This window comes from Bacillus sp. AFS015802, assembly GCF_002561455.1.
Lineage (GTDB): Bacteria > Bacillota > Bacilli > Bacillales > Bacillaceae_B > Rossellomorea.
Genome location: NZ_NTUP01000003.1, coordinates 66,741 through 86,339 on the forward strand (window position 1 = coordinate 66,741; position 19,599 = coordinate 86,339).

Here is a 19,599-nt window from a genome sequence, read left to right on the forward strand (position 1 = left end):
GGAGGGTACCAATATGTCTTTGAAAAATAAATTAACGAGAATGAAAAAGCATATCATCCGGGAAGATGGGACGGATATGCCGAAAGAACAGCCATCCGTGGAGCAGCAGGCCGAACTGCCATTTCTGGATGCATGGAAAGAAAATGGATCTACTCTGTATTTCATTGATGATGATTTCTGCCTGGTGAGGGAGAAGCGCTATCCAATCGATCATCAGCACGGAAATTATACGTTTAAGGATTTTATTAAAGCTGTAGATGCCTGGCAGGGGTTTAAAGGGCATCATCCCCTGTCATCCAAAGGGCTCAGTCATGAAGAAATGTTTTTTTTCGATACGGAAACAACGGGACTCGGTGGAGGGGTAGGGAATACGATCTTCCTCTTAGGGCATGGAAGGGTCACGGATAAAGAAGTGATTGTGACACAACACTTCCTTCCTCAGCCAGGAAGTGAAATTCCTTTATACCATAGTTTTTTAAGCAATGTGGATTACAATACGCTCGTTACGTACAACGGGAAAGCCTTTGATTGGCCCCAGGTCAAGACAAGGCACACCCTCATTAAAGATCATGTACCAAAGCTGCCTGCATTTGGCCATTTCGATCTTTATCACGGATCCAGAAGACTATTTAAGCATAAACTGGAATCCGTAAAGCTCATTAACGTCGAACGGAACATACTTGGATTTAATAGAGTGGATGATGTGCCCGGTTATCTGGCTCCTATGATTTATTTCGATTACATTGAGCGTAAAGACCCGGAAGGCATCTTCAAGGTGATGACCCATAATGAACTGGATATCCTATCGCTCATCACTCTCTATACCCACTTGACATCCCAACTGCTGGACATCCACGAACAGGCAACCGGGCAGGAACGATTTGAAGTTGGCAGGTGGCTGGAATATACGGGTAACAGGAAAATTGCCAAGGAGCGCTACAAGGGAATCATCAAAGAGGAAGAAGAGCCGAACTATGAGGCCGTACATCAGCTTGCTCTTCACTATAAAAGGGAGAAGCAGGAGGACAAGGCGATTGAGTTATGGGAAAGCATCCATGAAGAAGCATCTGTTTCAATTCGAAAAGCTGCCTTGCTGGAATTGGCTAAATTGTATGAACACAAAACGAAGGACTTGCAGCGTGCTCTAAAGATGTGCGCTCAACTTTTGAACCTGATGGAGAAAACGGAGAAAACAGACGGTAAGCATCTCAATCAATTAAGGAATTTGAATCACCGCATGGGTCGGATAGAGAGGAAAATAACAAAAATATAGTTTGTGTATCCCAAGGGGACAAAGGACGAAAATAAAGTAGTATGAAAGTGGTTCCATCTTCTTATTTTTATATTGAGAATTTTCTAAAGTAGATGTAAAATAATAAATTGTGTTGAAAATATTTAATATGAAGAAGGAATGATGAAAATGAACCGTGCTATTTTAATCTTGTTCTTTGTCGTCATTGGTTTAACAGCCTTTGTTTTTACCAATTATTCACAAAGTTTATATAGCTTGATGTAAGTCTTGCGAATTAATTTCCTAAAAATAGGTATTTGCATTAGTACATGTACCCTCTTCGCTTCATAGGCTATTAGTGTAACAACTAAGAGATGAAAGGAGAGCGTTACGATGTATTGTAGACCAAGACCTAATCAAGTACTTCCTGCTGTTATGCATCCGACTAAATGTTGTGTGAATCAAAACATGACAACTTATGAGGTGCCTCATATTCACCCGAGTCACACGACAAATGTGAATAATGTTATGTATCAGCATAAACATTACTTCCCGCATACAGAATCACAAGTGGACAGTGTTTCTCATCAGCAGTTTAATTGTGGTGGCGGACCAGGAGGACCTCAAGGCCCAGGCGGCCCGGGATTCGGACCAGGATTCGGACCTCGTCCAAGACCACCTTTCGGACCATACGGATTTGGGAGATAATCTAACGAACGAATGATTTCAGAGGGATGCCTCTATGAGACTGGGCTGAGTGATGCACTGCCTTTAAAGCTGTATCACTCAGCTGAAGTGTAAAGTCTTTTTGGAGCCATCCCTTTTTTATATGATGTGGTATGGGATCATAAAATCCAGGTCTCTAAATCCACAAAATATGTTACAATAGAGTGCATAGAATTAGGGTACACTAAGATATAATGATAAACGATAGTATCCAAAGTTTGCTAAAGGGGTTTTCCATGTGGGGAATGTTGCATGCGTTACTGGATATAAATCCTTTGAACTGGGAATTTTCAAGCAGGATGACAAAGCAGTTTATTACATAAAGCAGGCCCTGAAGAAAGAACTGGTATCCCTCCTGGATGAAGGACTGGAGTGGGTGCTCATCAGTGGACAGCTGGGCATAGAGCTCTGGGGGGCAGAAGTCGTGTTTGAGCTTCAGGAGGAATACCCGGATCTCAAACTGGCCGTCTTAACTCCTTTTGTTTCTCAAGAGGAGAAGTGGAATGATCAGAATAAAGAATATTATGAACTGATCCTGTCGCAAGCTGATTTTGTTGAGACCATTTCGAAAGATCCCTATAAGAGCCCGCAACAGTTCCGCAATAAGAATCAACTATTTTTACACAAAAGCCAATCATTAGTGATACTTTATGATGAAGAAAAAGAAGGTTCGCCCAAATATTTTTATGAAGAAGCCAAGAGGAAGAAAGAATCGGATCCTTCTTTCGACATCAGGGCCATCAGCTTCCATGATCTGCAGTGGATCGTGGAGGAAGAACAGTGGAAAAGTGACTGAAGAAACCCGATTTAAAGATTTTGGATCACTCAGGGTAAGAAATACGTTTGACAAAATGATGGTTATTTGAAAAAATGATAGTGATAACTATAGAGGTGAATAGAATGATCTCAGATAAAGTGAAACTAACGGCAAAGGATATTCTCGAAAAAGAGTTCAAAAGTGGAATGCGGGGATATAAGCCGGAAGACGTGGATAAATTCTTAGACTTGATTATTAAAGATTATGAAACCTTTCATCAGGAAATAGAAGATTTGCAGCAGGAAAATCTGCGCCTGAAGAAGCAGGCAGAGGGTGCTTTGAAGCAACAGCGTTCAGCGGCTCCGCCCCAGCAGACCGGAACCACGAATTTCGATATTTTAAAGCGTTTATCTAATTTAGAGAAACACGTTTTTGGTAACAAATTATACGACTGATATTTCCAGTTGAATTATTGGGAGAATTACCGTATAATTAGGTATTGCTGATCCTTAATGGTGTTTGGGTAATCGCTGCAACGATTCGTTGTAGAGGAAAGTCCATGCTCGCACGGTGCTGAGATGCACGTAGTGTTCGTGCCTAGCCAATTCATAAGCTAGGGCAGTCCAACCCGGGCTGACGGCAGGGAAAACACCTACGTCCTTTACGGATATGGTGTGACTACTTTGAAAGTGCCACAGTGACGAAGTCCTGTTAGAAATGGCAGGAGTGGAACGAGGTAAACCCCACGAGCGAGAAACCCAAATTTGGTAGGGGAATCCTCTCGGAGGAATTGAACGAAGAGAGGGACAAAGGAATTTCCTTTGTAGATAGATGATTACCACCCGAGTACGAGACGAACAGTCGCCTGCAGTACAACGGAACAAAACATGGCTTACAGAACACTATTACGGGATAAGAGCAATATGGAATGAATAATGCAAGTGACTGATACATGCAGGTAATGCACTGCTCTTTTGTATCAGTCCTTTTTATTTTACAGCAAACAGGACCATACTATTGATAGAGGGATATTTATGAACGGGGTGACAAATATGGGTACATATACATTGATCGCAACGGCAGCGATGGGTTTGGAATCGATCGTTGCCAAAGAAGTGAAGGAATTGGGATATGACTGTCAGGTTGAAAACGGGAAGGTCATCTTCAGAGGCGACGAAACGGCCATTGCACGGGCCAATATGTGGTTGAGGACAGCAGACAGAATCAAAATCCTCGTGGGGGAATTTAAAGCCTATTCCTTCGATGAATTATTCGAGAACACGAAGAAGCTTCCCTGGGAGGATTTCCTCCCTGTAGATGCGGAGTTTCCCGTACAGGGGAAATCGGTTAAATCAAAACTGTACAGCGTTCCTGACTGTCAGGCCATTGTGAAAAAAGCGATCGTGGAACGACTGCGAACGGCTTACAAGCGAACGTCGTGGCTTGAAGAAACCGGTCCTCTGTTTAAAATTGAGGTGGCCATCCATAAAGACGTGGCAAGCATCACCCTGGATACGAGTGGTCAGGGCCTTCATAAAAGAGGGTATAGAATCGGACAAGGTGAAGCTCCTTTAAAGGAAACGCTGGCAGCGGCCCTGATCCAATTAACGACTTGGAACCCGGACCGGCCGTTTGTGGATCCGTTCTGCGGCTCCGGCACCATTGCCATCGAAGCTGCACTGATCGGGCAAAATATCGCTCCTGGTTTCAATCGTGAATTTTTGTCAGAAGAGTGGCCGTTGATGCCTGATGACGTGTGGGAGAAAACGCGTTTGGAAGCCGAGGATCTAGCGAACTATGACCAGCCCCTGGAAATTCTCGGTACGGACATCGATCACCGCATGATTGACGTCTCCAAAGAGAATGCCTTGGAAGCAGGACTTGGCGAACTGGTGAAATTCAAGCAGATGCAAGTCCGTGACTTTACATCAGAATTGGAATACGGCATCATTGTCGGGAACCCTCCATATGGTGAACGGTTAGGCGAACGGAAAGAGGTAGAGAAAATGTATAAGGAGATGGGACAGGCATTTGAAAAACTGGATACATGGTCTGTATACATGCTGACTTCCCATGAAAACTTTGAACAATGCTACGGAAAACAAGCCACAAAGAAACGAAAATTGTTCAATGGCTTCATCCGGACAGACTATTATCAATACTTCGGGCCGCGTCCTCCCAGAAACTGATCTTTTGGGAATCGATGAAAAAAGTTGATGAAGTTTAGAATAACCCTTTCACTTCCTGCGTATAATAGTTCTATCATTTTTAGGGGAGTGAATAGGATGGATCATTCTTCCATCGATTTCCACAAAATCTATCAGGCTTTACACAGCTCCATCTCTTCTATATCGGGTGAAGAAGGAGCAGGGGCAGACCTGCATGAGGCTGCGAAAAATCTGGATCAGGCATTTCAATATGAATTGCTGAGAAAAAAGAGAATATACGACTGAGTGCAATCCTCGAAAGACCAGGGACATCCATACAAATGGTAGACTCACCCTTTGTATGGATAGTCTCTTTTCTTTTGGTTGTGGAATGCATCCATTTTAAATGAAGTTCATGAGATGAAATATAGATTTATCCCTTTTCAATAGGAAAGAATTCTAGTAAATTAGAAATATTGTGTCAAAACGCAGGAGGTCCACATGAGAAAAAAATTACCATTTGAACTTACCAAGGAGCAATCCTTCTATGAAGCATTATCCGATTGGGTAGGTGATGTTTTTTATGATCTATTGCCTGAAAAGGGATTCGATTTAAGGGACGAACAGGTTTTCATGGCCTTTCAGCTCAATCAAGCTTATAAGAATAAGCAGGTCATGTTCGCAGAAGCGGGTGTAGGGACGGGGAAAACCCTTGTCTATCTTTTATACGCCCTATCTTATGCAAGGTATACGGGTAAGCCTGCCATCATTGCCTGTGCCGATGAAACCCTCATCGAACAGATTGTCAAGAAAGAAGGGGACATAGAGAAGCTTGAAAATGCCCTGGATCTTAACATTGACGTACGTTTGGCGAAGTCGAGGGAGCAATATCTTTGCATCAAAAAATTAGAAGAAAATGTTTCTCAAAATGAAGCCTATCAGGACATGTGGGAGGAGTTGCCGGGCTTCGTCCATGATAGTTCCTCCATGAGAAGCTTCAGTCATTACGGAGATCGTAAGGAATACGCCGGGTTGTCAGATGAAGAATGGAAACAGGTAGGCTGGGACTCCCTTCAGGACTGTATGTCCTGCGCCTATCGCCATCGCTGCGGCCTTACGCTTCACCGTGAGCATTACCGGAATGCGGCTGACTTGATCATCTGTTCCCATGATTTTTATATGGAGCATATCTGGACGAAAGACAGCAGAAAACGGGAAGGACAGCTTCCACTTCTGCCGGAAGCAAGCTCTGTTGTATTTGATGAAGGTCATCTATTGGAATTTGCTTCACAGAAAGCGATGACTTACCGGATGAGGATGGAAACACTGGAAGGCCTGTTAGAGAAGCTTTCTTCATCGGATATGAGGGAAGAGACCCTTTATATCATTGAAGATATCATGCTCGACAATGAAAAGTGGTTCGGTCTCCTCGAAAGGGCGTCCAAAGGGGAGTCGGGCTCAAATAGACAATACATCATCCGTTCAGAAGCGATCTTACAACAGGGAAGGGCTCTAACGGAGAAAATCGAAAATCTTTTGAATGAGCTCGTTTTCGAATCAGAAATGTATGTGATGGATGATTATCTTTTAAAGGTAGTGGAAGAATATCTGGAGCAGATCCAATATTCGTTGAAACTGTTTTTAGATGATGAAAAAGGAATCTACTGGCTGGAAACAACCGAGGAAGAACACACCTTTGTGGTGATGCCGAGATTGGTCGAGGAAATACTCCGGGAACACGTCTTTTCTCAACAGATCCCATTTATTTTTTCATCGGCGACCCTTTCCTATAATGGGGACTTTTCTTATGTGTCTCAATCGCTGGGGATTGAAAAATATGAAAAATTTTCAGTGGAATCACCTTATGAATATGAGGATATGATGAAAGCGCATATTCCCTCTTTGGATTCCGGTGTCCATTCGAAAAATCAATATGTGTGGGATAAATTACAGAATAATCAAGGGAAATCATTGATTCTTTTTACATCCAAGGATGAGATGAACGCCTTTAGGTCCTATCAGATTCAACAGGCGGAACAAAACTGGAGTGTCATCTATGAAGGTGACCGGGAGATCAGTGATACAGTTGAACAGTTCCAGCAGGAAACGTCTACAGTCCTTTGTTCCTATCACCTATGGGAAGGATTGGACGTGCCCGGGGAGTCCCTTTCACAAGTGATCATTTACTCACTTCCGTTCCCGCCAAAAGATCCCGTCTTTGACGCCAAACGAAAGCATGCCACCCGTTCCGTGGAAGAGGTGGATCTTCCTTACATGATCCTTCGCTTGAGACAGGGTATCGGACGTCTGATTCGGACAAGTGAAGACAAAGGGAGCATCCACGTTCTATTGAAGGATGACGAAACCTCATATAGAGAATTAGTAGAGTCCGTCCTGCCCGTTGGAATCGAAGTGTTGAACGCATAAAAGAGTGAACTGAAACCGCCTGAATGGGCGGTTTTTTAGTGGTTTCTCTAAGGATGAGCTTACATTTGTGTTCGATAAAAAATGGAGTGAACCCGGGTAACAAACTGGTCATAGTCGATAATAAGATGGCCAATGTCGATAATATACGGTCCGCGTCTTCAATCAGAACACCCTCGCCTATCAATCTTTCTGGACCCTAGTTCCCAGAAAAATATGATAAAATAGATTGAATGTTAAAAAAAAGGGGGATTTTTTAGAATGAAAGAATCAGTTATAGAGACAAAAGAACAATTTCATGATTATGTAAAAAAAATGTCTGCATACAACGAAGCACTTGGTTTGATGTTCTGGGATTTACGGACCGGCGCGCCTAAGAATGGAGCAGAACAGCGATCAGAAGTCATCGGGATGCTTTCATCTGAGCTGTTTGAAATGTCTACTTCCAATGAAATGGCCGCTTATTTAGCGAAACTATCTCCAGAGATGGATCAATTGGATGAAATAACACAGAAACTATTAGAAGAGTGTCAAAAAGAATATGATCGAAATAAAAAAATTCCCGCTTCAGAATACAGGGAGTATGTGGTGCTTCAGTCGAAAGCTGAAGGTGTCTGGGAAGAAGCGAAAGAGAAAGCCGATTTCGACTTGTTCAAGCCCTATTTAGAAAAACTTGTGGCATTCACGAAACGCTTCATTGAGTATTGGGGATACGGAAAGAACAAATATGATACGTTACTCGATATGTATGAGCCTGGTGTAACGGTAGAAGTATTAGATAGGGTATTTGGTGATCTTCGGGATCAAATCGTCCCACTGGTACATAAGATTTCAGAATCGGAAAATAAGCCGCATACCGACTTCCTTTTCGAATCCTTTCCGAAAAATAAACAAAAGGATTTCAGTTTGAAGGTCCTTGAGCAAATGGGGTACGATTTCAATTCAGGCAGACTGGATGAAACGGTGCACCCATTTGCGATTGGTTTAAACCCGGGGGATGTAAGGGTAACAACTAAATATGACGAAAAGGATTGGAGGACAGCCGTCTTCGGAACGATCCATGAAGGCGGACATGCCCTGTATGAACAAAACATTTCAAAAGACCTCGTGGGCACACCTCTATGTACGGGCACATCGATGGGTATCCATGAATCACAATCTTTATTCTATGAGAATTTTGTTGGAAGGGATTATGGCTTCTGGAAAAAGAATTATCCGTTATTGAAGGAGCATTCATCCGGACAGTTTGATTCCGTGGAACTGGACGATTTCTACCGGGCGATTAATGAATCCAAACCTTCTTTGATCCGGATCGAAGCCGATGAATTAACGTACGCCCTCCATATCATCATCCGATATGAAATCGAAAAGGGGTTATTTAATGATGAAATCGAAGTGAAGGATCTACCAAAAATCTGGAACCGGAAATATGAGGAGTACTTAGGTATCCGCCCTTCACATAACGGTGAAGGCGTCCTCCAGGATGTCCATTGGGCCGGTGGAAGCTTCGGTTACTTTCCGTCATACGCATTGGGATATATGTATGCTGCGCAGTTCAAGCGTGCGATGCTAGAAGGTCTGCCTCACTATGACGATTTGTTGGAAAAAGGGGATCTTGCCCCTGTAAGAGAATGGTTGACAACGAACGTACATCAGTGGGGAAAAATGAAAAAACCGCTGGAAATCATCAGGGAAGTGACTGGAGAGGGGCTTAATGCCCAATACTTGGCCGATTATTTAAAGGAGAAGTATTCGAAGGTATATTCCTTGAATTAACCTATATATTGGAGGCAAAATCATGGAAATCAATGTAGCATCACTAGAGGATAAATTGCTTGTTGGAATAGGCTGGACAGGTCCATATGGAAGAGGTTCCGAGATCCCGAGATTATTTACCAAGTTTCAACAGATGATCCCATCCATTCACCACATCAATGGAGATGAATGCATCTATGCACCTTTCCATGACAGGGCCACTGACTTCACGTATTATTGTACCGTTGAAGTTGATCGGGTGGAGAAGCTGCCACCGGGATTAGTGGAGCTTTCACTCCCTGCCGGCGAGTATGCCCATGCCCTTTATGAAGGCTTATCGACTGAGGTGGAGCAGGCCTATTTTGCCATCTTTAACTGGATCAAAGAAAACGGGTTTGAGAAAGACTACTCCAGACTGAGTGTCGAGAAGTATCTTTCCCAAGATAGGGAAATCAACGAAACGGAAGATAAGAGGAAATTAGAGCTGTATGTTCCGATTAAACAGAAATAGAAAGGAGGCTGCTTNNAAGCAGCCTCCTTTCTATTTTCTGGGGGCTTGAGCAAGCCTCTCCGCTTTTCAATAACGCCGAAAAGGCAAAGGGCGCCTTTCCGGCATTCTCTTCTTATGCTTGTCGCCTTTTTGCAAGCCCCTCAGCTTTTTTTACCACATTTTATAACCTTTAGACGCTGGGGGGGCGTTTTGGATCATGTCGATGAATGGGACGGTGTAGGCGACCAGAATGAGTGCCGCTAAAATCGTCAGCCAAATTTTCCAGTTTTCGAGGGCCATCGGTGTTCTCTCGGCTGTCTCTGCCTTTTCTCCTACTGGAAATTCTTCCTCTCCCTTTGGCGCGAAGAAAGCCAAATTGATAAAGATATATAGAACCAGAATGATACCGATGAAAAGAATTGTTCCCCCTACGGCCTGTGCGATTTGATAAGGAATCCAGTCAAGGGCCTGGGGCGCATCTCCATAGGTGGAGAAAGAAGATCGTCTCGGGGCACCAAGTAGTCCCACTGCATGCATGGCGCCTGACATGATACTCATTCCCACAGACCATACAATGGCCTGCACGATGGCCAATTTGTTCATGGCTTTCGTTAAGACTCGCCCCGTTAGATGAGGGACAAGCCAATAAGAAATTCCGAAGAAAGTCAGTACGACTGAAGTAGCCAATGTTAAGTGAAAGTGCCCTGTCACCCAAATCGTATTATGCACCACTTGATTCATCTGGTTGGAGGCATTGATCAAGCCTCCTGCACCGGCAGGAATGAAAGCGACCATCCCGATGAACGGTACGGTAAAGCGGGCATCTCCCCAAGGAAGCTTCTTAAACCATCCGAATAACCCGGTCGCCCCTTTGGATCTCCCGTACATCTCAAAGGTAGCAAACAATGAGAACGCCGTCATAAGGGAAGGGATCACCACCATGAACGTCAGGACTACCTGCAGGAATTTCCAATAGGCATCAATTCCCGGCTCCACTAATTGGTGATGAAAGCCGACTGGAATCGAGAAGAGAAGGAACAGGATAAAAGACAGCCGTGCCAAGGAATCGGAAAAGATTTTCCCCCCGATGATTTTGGGAATGATCACGTACCATGCCATGTAAGCCGGCAGCAGCCAGAAATACACGAGAGGATGACCGAAATACCAGAATAATGTACGGCTGACAAGAACGTCGACCCTGTCCACCAAACCAAGGGACCAGGGGAGGAGCTGGAATAGAACGGTGCCTGCTACCCCGATGGTGGCGACGATCCATAAGACGGTGTTAATGACAGCCATGAAGGTTAACAGTGGGCTCGGTTGTCCCGGATGTTCTTTCCTCCAGCTCATGTATTTCATGATCATCCCAGCCCCGCCGAGCCAACTGCCGACTACTACGAAGGTTAGGCCCAAGTAAAAGATCCAGTGTGCCATGAGTGGGGCATAGAATGTATAAAGGACCGTTGCTTCATTTAGCAGGATCATGACTGCAGCCATGATGGTACCGAGAAGCATGACCCAGAATCCCAACCATCCCATGAAGCGGGATTTTACGGAGTAAGTCCCGGAAGTCCGGGAAATGGCAGCATGCTGGAAGCCGAGGATAAAGAACGTCGTCAGTACTAATCCGAGTAATACGCCGTGAACAGTCAAAACTTGATAATATCCAATCCCAGCAGGCAACGTGAATCTGCCTGACCGGACCAGAACCTGCAACAGCCCTGCCAATCCGCCTAGTGCCAGTGCAGCAAATCCAACATAGATATGGGCCATGGCGAGTGACGCATCTTTCTTATCGATTCTCACAAATGGTTTCATCTAGTCCACCACCTTTATCATAGATTTCATCGTGTGATGCCCGACACCACAATATTCATTACATACAATGAGGAACTCTCCGGTCTTATCAAGTGTTGTTGTGTACTCGCTGACAAACCCCGGTTCAAGCATCATGTTGATATTGGTTCCTGCCACTTCAAACCCGTGAACGACGTCTTTGGTAGTGGCGGTGATCTTCAGTGTAGAGCCCTTGGGGATTTCAATTTCCCCTGGGGTATAAAGGAAAGCAGAAGCAACAAATACCAGCTCATAATCCCAGTCCTTACCCTCCACTTTCTTTAGTCCCGGTTCGTTAAACGGGGCAATTTTGTCAACCTGCTCCGGATTGACGTAAGCCTTCGCGCTTGGGGGCTGATGACCCTGGTGAAAAGCGCTGATTCCCAAGATGATTAAAAATAAAATAAGAGACCCTGTACCTAACGTTAACCACCATTTCTCATAGCGGTGCATATGCATGATCCAACACTCCTTCAATTAAAAACGATTCAGAAATAGTATGAATACCCCAAGCCATGTAAGGACTAAAAAACCGCCTAAAAATAATACGGAAGTAAAGGTACCTTTTAAAGAGTTCGTTTCCTCCGACTTGACTTCTGTTTCTTGCCGTAATTCCGGTTTTCCCATTCCTCTCATTCCTTCCATCAATGGATGACTGATTTGATACCTCTATCATAAGCGGCTCAAGTATAAGAATCTGTGATAAATGTCACACAAAGAGGGGGAGTTTGTGAAAAAAATGTGAAGTGATGGGAAAATGGGCCATCTGTTGTGTTCATTTGTCTATGGGTTATGCATAGGTTGTAGGTATGAGGGAAGGAGACGATTGAATGGAAAAGTATTATTGTAAACAATGCTGCCAGATCTTTTCTTGTAAAATGGATTGTCCTCAATGCCAACTGCCGGTAGAAGCGAAGATTCACATCCAGGTCCATCATCAGCAGGGGAAAAAAGATCATCGGTGAGACTTTCGGGTGCTCTCTGTGCTAATATAGAGAAGATTCAAATTACAGATAAGGTGGTGGGGAAATTGTTTGTTCCTTCATTTTCATTAAAGGATAAATTAGCTGTGGTCACTGGTGCTGGCCGGGGAATCGGACGTGCCCTCAGTATTGGGTTAGCGGAAGCCGGGGCCGATGTGGTCCTGTTAGCAAGAACAAGGGAAGATCTCGAGGAAACAGCCGGTGAAATAAAGAAACTTGGAAGGAAAGCGCATATCCTCCCAACAGATGTGACATCACGTGAAGACATCAGAAAAGCGATAGCCTACATAGAAGATCATGACTTATCCATCGATATCCTGATAAATAACGCAGGAATGAACATCCGTTCGGCAGCCCTCGAGGTGACCGATGACGAATGGGAAAAAATCATGGATACGAATTTGAAATCTGCCTTTATGATGAGTCAGGAAGCAGGCAACCATATGAAAGAGAGGAACCGGGGGAAAATAATCAATATTGCCTCTGTCGCTGGCCACGTAGCCCTCAGGACAGGTGTGGTTTATGCTTCCACGAAAGCAGCCATGATTCAAATGACGAAGGTATTAGCCATGGAATGGGGAAAATACAATATTAATGTAAACAGCATCGGGCCATGGTATTTCAAAACACCATTAACCAGGGAGCTCTTACAAAATGAGGAGTATGTGAATGATATACTGGCGGTGACGCCACTGAAAAGGATCGGGGAGCTGGATGAATTAGTCGGGCCTGCCGTGTTCCTTTCATCGGATGCTTCAAACTATGTGACGGGACAAACCCTTTTTGTAGACGGCGGGATGACGATTCACGGATTTTGATTTCCGATTATATTAAAGGCTAACCTTACGTCAAGGTTAGCCTTTTTGTTTATTCTCTATTCAATCATCAAAATGACTAAGAATTCGCCCACATGTTCAATGGAAATCGGCAGTTTTAAAGCTTTGTCGAAGCCATACATTTTGGATTGCCCCACAATGACCGTCGGCGGTGTGATGTCCAGTGAATGGCCGCCCCCCGCGAGAAGTGTGGCGAGATTACCCGCAATCATATTCCCGAGTTCGCCCGCAAAAGATTCAAGCATGGCACCATCAAGTGGCATTCCGAACATGGATGCGCCGAGACCCTGAAAGCTGGCTTCTTCTCCATCAATGATCATTCTTCCCCGCACATCTCCTGTGAATCCGATAAGCACGCCGATTTTATGCTGACTGAACGGCTCTGCCAGCAATGAGGGCTTTGAAACGGTAACACTCAAGGGTATGACCCCTTTAATCGCTTCTACTGAACTATTAAGTATATCTGTGACACTTTTCGTTAAAATCATGTCGTATCCTCCAGTATTTTGTCAGTATCATCATACCATATTACCTATGAGGAAAGGATGATATTTAGCTCTTCTATTCATACTAAAGTACTATTTTGTGGTGAGTGCTTTTAAATAGAAACAAAACATCATCCGGCATACATGTTTTATTTCTTTATGGAAAACCTATCCTTACATGGAAGTGTAAGGAGTGGACATCTAATGCCGAAAATACTCTCAGTAGAAACGGAAATACCACCAGTGAAAATCACACAGAATGAAGCGGCGGAATTTGCGAAACAATTGTTTTCTTCGAGTTTCAGGGATATAAGCCGTTTGATCAATGTGTTTCAAAATGGTGAAATAGACAGTCGTTATTTTGTGAAGGATCTGGAGTGGTTTTCCAAGGATCATTCCTTTCAGGAAAAGAACGACGAATTTATCCATCATGCGGTTGACTTGGGAAGTAAAGTGGTCGACAAATGCCTTTCCCGTCACCAACTCACATTGGAAGAAATCGACGCCATCATAACCATCTCAACATCTGGTCTTTCCACCCCGAGTCTTGAAGCCAGAATCATGAATCAGCTGCCATTTTCTCCACATGTAAAACGAATTCCGATCTGGGGACTGGGGTGTGCAGGAGGAGCGAGCGGATTATCAAGGGCTTACGAATACTGTTTAGCTTTCCCGGGCGCAAATGTTCTCGTTCTCTCCATCGAATTGTGTTCATTGACCTTTCAACACGGAGACCGATCAAAGAGTAACTTGATCGGGACCTCGCTTTTCGCAGATGGTGTGGCATGTGCCCTTGTCTGTGGGGATGATAGTCCTCTCATAAAAGGGATCACAGAGCCATTGCCTGCGATCGTTGCCACCCAATCCACGCTGCTTGAAGACTCATTGGATGTGATGGGGTGGGAAGTGAAGGAAAACGGGTTGTATGTCGTATTTTCCAAGGACATCCCGACGCTGGTGAAAAATTGGCTTCGTCCGAATGTTGAAGGGTTCATTCATTCGAATGGGATAGAGCTTGGGGATATTAAGCATTTCGTCGCCCATCCCGGAGGAAAGAAAGTGATTGAAGCGTATAGGGAGTCTCTGGGGATGGATGAAAGCATGACAACCGAATCCATGAAGGTGTTGAAGGAGTACGGCAATATGTCTTCCGTCACGATTCTTTATGTGCTCAAACAATTCATGGATAAAGGCTGTGAGCATGGAGATATAGGACTCGGAACGGCTCTGGGTCCGGGATTCAGTTCAGAACTCCTATTGATGAGGTGGGAATGATGCTCTACTTTATCCTGTTTTTCTCGGTATTGCTGGTACAAAGACTTGTGGAGCTTTACATTGCAAGATCGAATGAAAAGTGGATGAAACAGCAGGGTGCAAAGGAATATGGACAGGCCCATTATAAGATGATGGTGGGCATCCACATCGCGTTTTTCATTTCCCTGCTCATTGAAGGAGGGATCTTTCACTCCGGGGTCAATCCCTACTGGCCGTTTTTACTTGGTGGGTTTATCCTCACACAGCTCGGAAGGATATGGGCGATCGCTTCTCTTGGGAAGTATTGGAATACCAAGATCATCGTACTCCCGGATGCCGAAGTCGTGGCCAAGGGTCCTTATAAACATTTGAAACACCCAAATTATTTGATTGTGACACTGGAATTTCTAATTGTTCCGTTACTTTTTAACGCCTATTGGACTCTGTTCATCTTTGCGTTATTAAATCAATTCATTCTTTCCATCCGCATCCCTCTTGAGGAACACGCCCTGAAGAAAGAGACGGATTATAATAAGGTCCACGTCAATACCAGAGTGTGGATTCCCCTATTCAAAAAAGAAAAATGATTTTCTTATTGAAAATGATTATCAATTTTGATAAGATTCTAATTGAAGATGAAAATTATTCTCAGGACGTAATTTACAAAAGGGTGGGGACAAAAATGGTATGGTTTTTGATATTGTTTACTGTAACAGCGTACGTCTTCATGATGAAATATGTTTTATCCAATGTAATGAAGAATCCGGCACAACGGAAGAACATATCTTCATACCAGGCGAACTCTAAATCATTTGTCCATTCAAATCTGATAGCAACCGATACAACACGATAGATAAACCAAGCCTTTCTTCTTTGGAAGAGGGCTTTTTATTTTGTCTTTTTCCTTCATCTTGTCCTCTGCATATACTGGAATTATTCGAAGAGTCCCCTTTTGGTATGATTTCATAGAGAATTTGGATGAAATACGATAAAATAAAAACGTTATCATTCTTCTTAAGAGCAGAAAGGAAATAGACTATGAGTCAGATTGAACATACAAGCACCCAATTACATAATACGATAAAAGAACTGACAGCTTATTACGACATCTTCCTTCAAAACGGCGATGAAGAGCGGGCTGCCAAGGTGGAACGATTGGCTGAAAAACTGAACAAACATGAATTGATCCTTGCTTTTTGCGGCCATTTTTCCGCTGGTAAGTCCACGATGATCAACCGCTTGATGGGGGAAGACATCCTTCCATCCAGTCCGATTCCAACCAGTGCGAACTTAGTGAAGGTTCATCATGCCCCAACGGATTTCGCGAAAATTCATTATCACGAATCCCGGCCCCTATACTTTAAGGCGCCGTATGACTTCGAGACCATAAAGGAATTTTGTAAAAATGGGGAAGATGTCTACTCGGTGGAGATCGGGCGTATGAGGAGTGAGGTACCTGAAGGCGTGTCCGTTTTGGATACACCAGGCGTCGATAGTACGGATGACGCCCACAGGCTTTCAACTGAATCGGCCATCCATCTCGCTGATGCCGTCTTTTATGTGATGGATTATAACCATGTCCAATCACAGGTGAATTTTGAATTCACCAGGGAAATGGTCCGTCATGGTGTGAAATTGTATCTGATTGTCAATCAGATTGACAAGCATCAAGAGGAAGAACTGGCATTCACCGATTTCAAAGAAAGTGTCAAAAACTCCTTCGCCTCGTGGGGCGTTGTACCGGATGGGACGTTTTTCACAAGCTTGAAAAATCCGGACCACCCCTACAATGACCTTAGGAAATTAGAAGCACTCATCGAAGAACATGTCGGAAACAAAGACGGCCTTATTGAAGCTTCCGCCGTTTCAGCTATATCTCAACTCCGTTCAGAACATGAGAAATGGTATGAGGAAGAGCTCGGCAAAATCGAGGATAAAGCGGGGAAGATTCTTACAAATGAAGAATGGGAGAGTAAAGAGACCATCCTTCAAAAAGAACAAAAGCTGATGGATTCCCTCGCGAAGAGTAATGTCAAAGCGATAAAGAATCAATTCGAGGAAGAACGAAGGGAAATCCTCAAGAATGCCTATTTAATGCCTTTTGAAACAAGAGAGTTAGCAAAGGACTTCTTGGAAAGCAGGCAACCGGACTTCAAAGTCGGCTTTCTCTTCTCGAAGCAAAAGACAGAAGAAGAAAAAGCATTGAGACTCCAAAAATTTAAAGAGGATATCAACACCCGGATCGAATCTCAATTGGAATGGCACCTGAAGACCCTCGGGAAAAATATGGTCAAGGAATACATCCCGGCATCAGATCAACGTCTGGAATGGGATCGATTGACCCTTGAAGTCGATGACCGCTTCCTGGTAAATCTGATTAAACAAGGGGCCGGCGTCACGGGTGACTATGTACTGCAATACTGTGACGATCTTTCAGAAGAGTTAAAAAAGATGGCAAGAAATAAGACAAATGGGTTGATGGAAGTTCTGCTTACGGAAATGGAAAACTCATCGACTAAGGAACAATCAGCCATGGAAGATGAATTAAAGGAGATTCAACAGAAAACAGGCATCATTTATCAATGGAATTTACTCGAGGAAGAGAAAAAGGAACAGCTTCGAAAATTAATGAATGTGGAGATTGAACCAAAGCAGGCTGACAGGGTTATCTCCCAGTGGACGGTAAAGTGGAAAGAGAGGGAAGAAGACTATACACTTGCTTCTGACACGGTCCTTGAAGAGAAAGAGGGTAAGGGACGCCGCCAGGAGATGGATTCTCAAGCCTCCACTCAGCGGGAGGAAACGTCTTCATCCATGGAAGAAGTCATACATCGATTAGACAGGATGGCCACAGTGTTCAAGAAGTACAAAGGCTTCAACAAAATGGCGGAACTATTGGAAGGCAAGAAAGACCGTCTCGCCAATCAATCCTTTACCATCGCCTTATTCGGCGCTTTTAGTGCCGGGAAATCATCTTTTGCCAATGCCCTTTTAGGGAAAAAGGTGCTTCCTGTGAGCCCGAATCCTACAACTGCATCCATCAATCGAATCAAACCTGTTTCTGAAGATGGTGAGCACGAAACCGCCCATGTTCAGATCAAAACCTCTGAACAGCTATTTTCAGACATCAATCATTCGCTCTCATTCTTTAATCGGAGCGTGGAATCCCTGGACGAGGCAATGAAACTGATTCCTTCTTTAACAAGTGAAGGAAACGGGAAAGAAAATGTCCATCTCTCTTTCCTTCACGCTTTTCTGAAAGGATACCCCGCATTTAAAGAAAGTCTCGGCAAAACCAAAACGGCCGACCTTGAAGAATATAGGGGATTTGTAGCCGATGAGGAAAAGGCGTGCTTCGTAGAGTCCATCGATCTCTATTTCGATTGTGAAATGACAAGACAGGGAATCACCCTCGTAGATACACCGGGAGCGGATTCCATCAATGCACGCCATACCGGTGTGGCCTTTGAATATATCAAGAATGCCGATGCCATCCTTTTCGTGACCTATTATAATCATGCATTTGCCAAGGCCGACAGGGAATTCCTTATCCAATTGGGCCGTGTGAAGGACACCTTTGAACTGGATAAGATGTTTTTCGTCGTCAACGCCATCGACCTTGCCAGTGACCAAGAAGAGAAACATGATGTCCTTGAATATGTGGAGGGGCAGTTGATCCAATATGGGATCCGCTTTCCCAGGATATTCGGGGTATCCTCCCTTCAGGCACTAAAAGAGTCAGATTCTCATAAATCAGGCATCGGTGCATTCAAGAAGGAATTCCAAACCTTTATACAGAATGAATTAGTGAGTATGAGTATAGATTCCGGCCTTAGCGAGTGGGATAGAGGGTTGCGTCGTTTTCAACAATATTTGCATTCCGCTTCAAGTGACAAGACGTATAAACAAGCGCGCAAAGAGGAGCTTATGGAAAGAAAGTCCGAGGTTCTCACCCTTATCGATGCACAATCTAGAGAGCCCCTTACAGTGGAGATGCGGCAGGAATTAAAGGAGCTTATCTATTATGTGAAGCAACGAGTCTTCTTCCGGGTGTCTGATTTCTATAAAGAAGCATTTCATTCGGGATTGTTTCTGCAGTATCCATCCCAATCACAGGCAATCCGTGAGGGGTTGAAAGAATTCTTATCGAGTATCGGTTTTGATCTGGCACAAGAAATGCGGGCAACCTCCCTTCGGATTCAGCAGTTCATTCAAAAACAGCTCAGAGAGCAATGGAAAGCGTTAGAAGAAAAAATGCAGCAGGTCGAACAGGAACTTGTACTATCCCCACTCGAAAATGAAAATGGCAGCACCATTGAATTTGAGAACGCATTCGCCCAAACGGAACTGCGACCGTTCGAAGAAGCCTTTTCAACATTCAAGAATCCAAAGCAATTCTTTGAAAAAGGCGGGAAAAAGGTGGTCCAGGAAAATTTGGAATCCTTGCTTCAGGAACCTGCCGACCGCTATCTGTCAGAAGAGCAGGAACGTTTGGATCGTTGGGGACAAAGGTATGTAGAAGCTGAATTTAAGACGTTTAAAGAAGAATTGCGAAGTCAAGTGCTTGAACAGATCACGTCCAATCTGGAGGCTCTCGAGACGGTACAGGATCTGGAACAATTAAAGCGGGATTTAGAACAGCTCGAACAAGCATAAAGAAGAGAAGGAGGACAAT

Annotated in this window: 17 protein-coding genes and 1 other RNA gene; 15 read left to right on the forward strand and 3 right to left on the reverse strand. The window is 44.0% G+C overall.

Annotated features, from left to right (window positions below):
* Window positions 1-13: 13 nt before the first annotated feature.
* The 10 genes from CN378_RS01875 (at window position 14) to CN378_RS01915 (ending at window position 9,551) form a co-directional block, all read left to right on the forward strand.
* Window positions 14-1,273, forward strand: coding sequence for a ribonuclease H-like domain-containing protein (locus CN378_RS01875; protein WP_098350237.1), 1,260 nt, complete (start codon window positions 14-16; stop codon window positions 1,271-1,273).
* A 351-nt stretch (window positions 1,274-1,624) separates the two neighbouring features.
* Entirely contained in the window at window positions 1,625-1,939 is a 315-nt protein-coding gene (locus CN378_RS01880) for a CotD family spore coat protein (RefSeq protein ID WP_098350238.1), read from the forward strand.
* Window positions 1,940-2,195: 256 nt separating this feature from the next.
* The gene (locus CN378_RS01885; RefSeq protein ID WP_098350239.1) at window positions 2,196-2,753 is read left to right on the forward strand and encodes an SLOG family protein; all 558 of its coding nucleotides are present in this window, start codon (window positions 2,196-2,198) and stop codon (window positions 2,751-2,753) included.
* Between the two features lie 104 nt (window positions 2,754-2,857).
* Complete coding sequence (gene gpsB, locus CN378_RS01890; RefSeq protein ID WP_034758475.1) at window positions 2,858-3,169, forward strand: cell division regulator GpsB; 312 nt, start codon at window positions 2,858-2,860, stop codon at window positions 3,167-3,169.
* Between the two features lie 60 nt (window positions 3,170-3,229).
* Window positions 3,230-3,614: RNase P RNA component class B (rnpB, locus tag CN378_RS01895), an RNA gene on the forward strand.
* 152 nt (window positions 3,615-3,766) lie between these two features.
* Window positions 3,767-4,903, forward strand: a complete 1,137-nt coding sequence (locus CN378_RS01900) for a THUMP domain-containing class I SAM-dependent RNA methyltransferase (protein WP_098350337.1) — start codon at window positions 3,767-3,769, stop codon at window positions 4,901-4,903.
* Window positions 4,904-4,999: 96 nt separating this feature from the next.
* Window positions 5,000-5,167 (forward strand): hypothetical protein, encoded by a 168-nt coding sequence (locus CN378_RS22450; protein WP_179884764.1) that lies wholly within the window; start codon window positions 5,000-5,002, stop codon window positions 5,165-5,167.
* Window positions 5,168-5,362: 195 nt separating this feature from the next.
* Window positions 5,363-7,288 carry an ATP-dependent DNA helicase gene (locus CN378_RS01905; RefSeq protein ID WP_098350240.1) on the forward strand — a complete coding sequence of 642 codons (1,926 nt, stop codon included), beginning with the start codon at window positions 5,363-5,365 and terminating at the stop codon, window positions 7,286-7,288.
* A gap of 258 nt (window positions 7,289-7,546) precedes the next feature.
* On the forward strand, window positions 7,547-9,061 hold the full coding sequence (locus CN378_RS01910; RefSeq protein WP_098350241.1) for a carboxypeptidase M32: 1,515 nt from the start codon (window positions 7,547-7,549) through the stop codon (window positions 9,059-9,061).
* Window positions 9,062-9,083: 22 nt separating this feature from the next.
* On the forward strand, window positions 9,084-9,551 hold the full coding sequence (locus tag CN378_RS01915; protein ID WP_098350242.1) for a GyrI-like domain-containing protein: 468 nt from the start codon (window positions 9,084-9,086) through the stop codon (window positions 9,549-9,551).
* Window positions 9,552-9,701: 150 nt separating this feature from the next.
* Here CN378_RS01915 and CN378_RS01920 read toward each other — a convergent pair whose 3' ends face one another.
* Complete coding sequence (locus CN378_RS01920) at window positions 9,702-11,348, reverse strand: b(o/a)3-type cytochrome-c oxidase subunit 1 (RefSeq protein ID WP_098350243.1); 1,647 nt, start codon at window positions 11,346-11,348, stop codon at window positions 9,702-9,704.
* Window positions 11,349-11,825 (reverse strand): cytochrome c oxidase subunit II, encoded by a 477-nt coding sequence (locus CN378_RS01925; RefSeq protein ID WP_098350244.1) that lies wholly within the window; start codon window positions 11,823-11,825, stop codon window positions 11,349-11,351.
* A 371-nt stretch (window positions 11,826-12,196) separates the two neighbouring features.
* Here CN378_RS01925 and CN378_RS22820 point away from each other — a divergent pair, with 371 nt between their 5' ends.
* Window positions 12,197-12,331: a hypothetical protein gene (locus CN378_RS22820; RefSeq protein ID WP_257140962.1), complete on the forward strand. Its 135-nt coding sequence runs from the start codon at window positions 12,197-12,199 to the stop codon at window positions 12,329-12,331.
* A gap of 65 nt (window positions 12,332-12,396) precedes the next feature.
* Window positions 12,397-13,167 (forward strand): SDR family NAD(P)-dependent oxidoreductase, encoded by a 771-nt coding sequence (locus tag CN378_RS01935; protein ID WP_098350246.1) that lies wholly within the window; start codon window positions 12,397-12,399, stop codon window positions 13,165-13,167.
* Window positions 13,168-13,223: 56 nt separating this feature from the next.
* Here CN378_RS01935 and CN378_RS01940 read toward each other — a convergent pair whose 3' ends face one another.
* Window positions 13,224-13,673: a chemotaxis protein CheX gene (locus CN378_RS01940; protein ID WP_098350247.1), complete on the reverse strand. Its 450-nt coding sequence runs from the start codon at window positions 13,671-13,673 to the stop codon at window positions 13,224-13,226.
* Window positions 13,674-13,874: 201 nt separating this feature from the next.
* Here CN378_RS01940 and CN378_RS01945 point away from each other — a divergent pair, with 201 nt between their 5' ends.
* The 3 genes from CN378_RS01945 to CN378_RS01960 all read left to right on the forward strand — a co-directional run bounded on the left by CN378_RS01945 (window position 13,875) and on the right by CN378_RS01960 (window position 19,580).
* On the forward strand, window positions 13,875-14,945 hold the full coding sequence (locus CN378_RS01945) for a type III polyketide synthase (RefSeq protein ID WP_098350248.1): 1,071 nt from the start codon (window positions 13,875-13,877) through the stop codon (window positions 14,943-14,945).
* Window positions 14,945-15,511: an isoprenylcysteine carboxyl methyltransferase family protein gene (locus CN378_RS01950; protein ID WP_098350249.1), complete on the forward strand. Its 567-nt coding sequence runs from the start codon at window positions 14,945-14,947 to the stop codon at window positions 15,509-15,511. Before CN378_RS01945 ends, CN378_RS01950 begins: the two co-directional genes overlap by 1 nt.
* A gap of 451 nt (window positions 15,512-15,962) precedes the next feature.
* On the forward strand, window positions 15,963-19,580 hold the full coding sequence (locus CN378_RS01960) for a dynamin family protein (protein WP_098350251.1): 3,618 nt from the start codon (window positions 15,963-15,965) through the stop codon (window positions 19,578-19,580).
* Window positions 19,581-19,599: the final 19 nt, after the last annotated feature.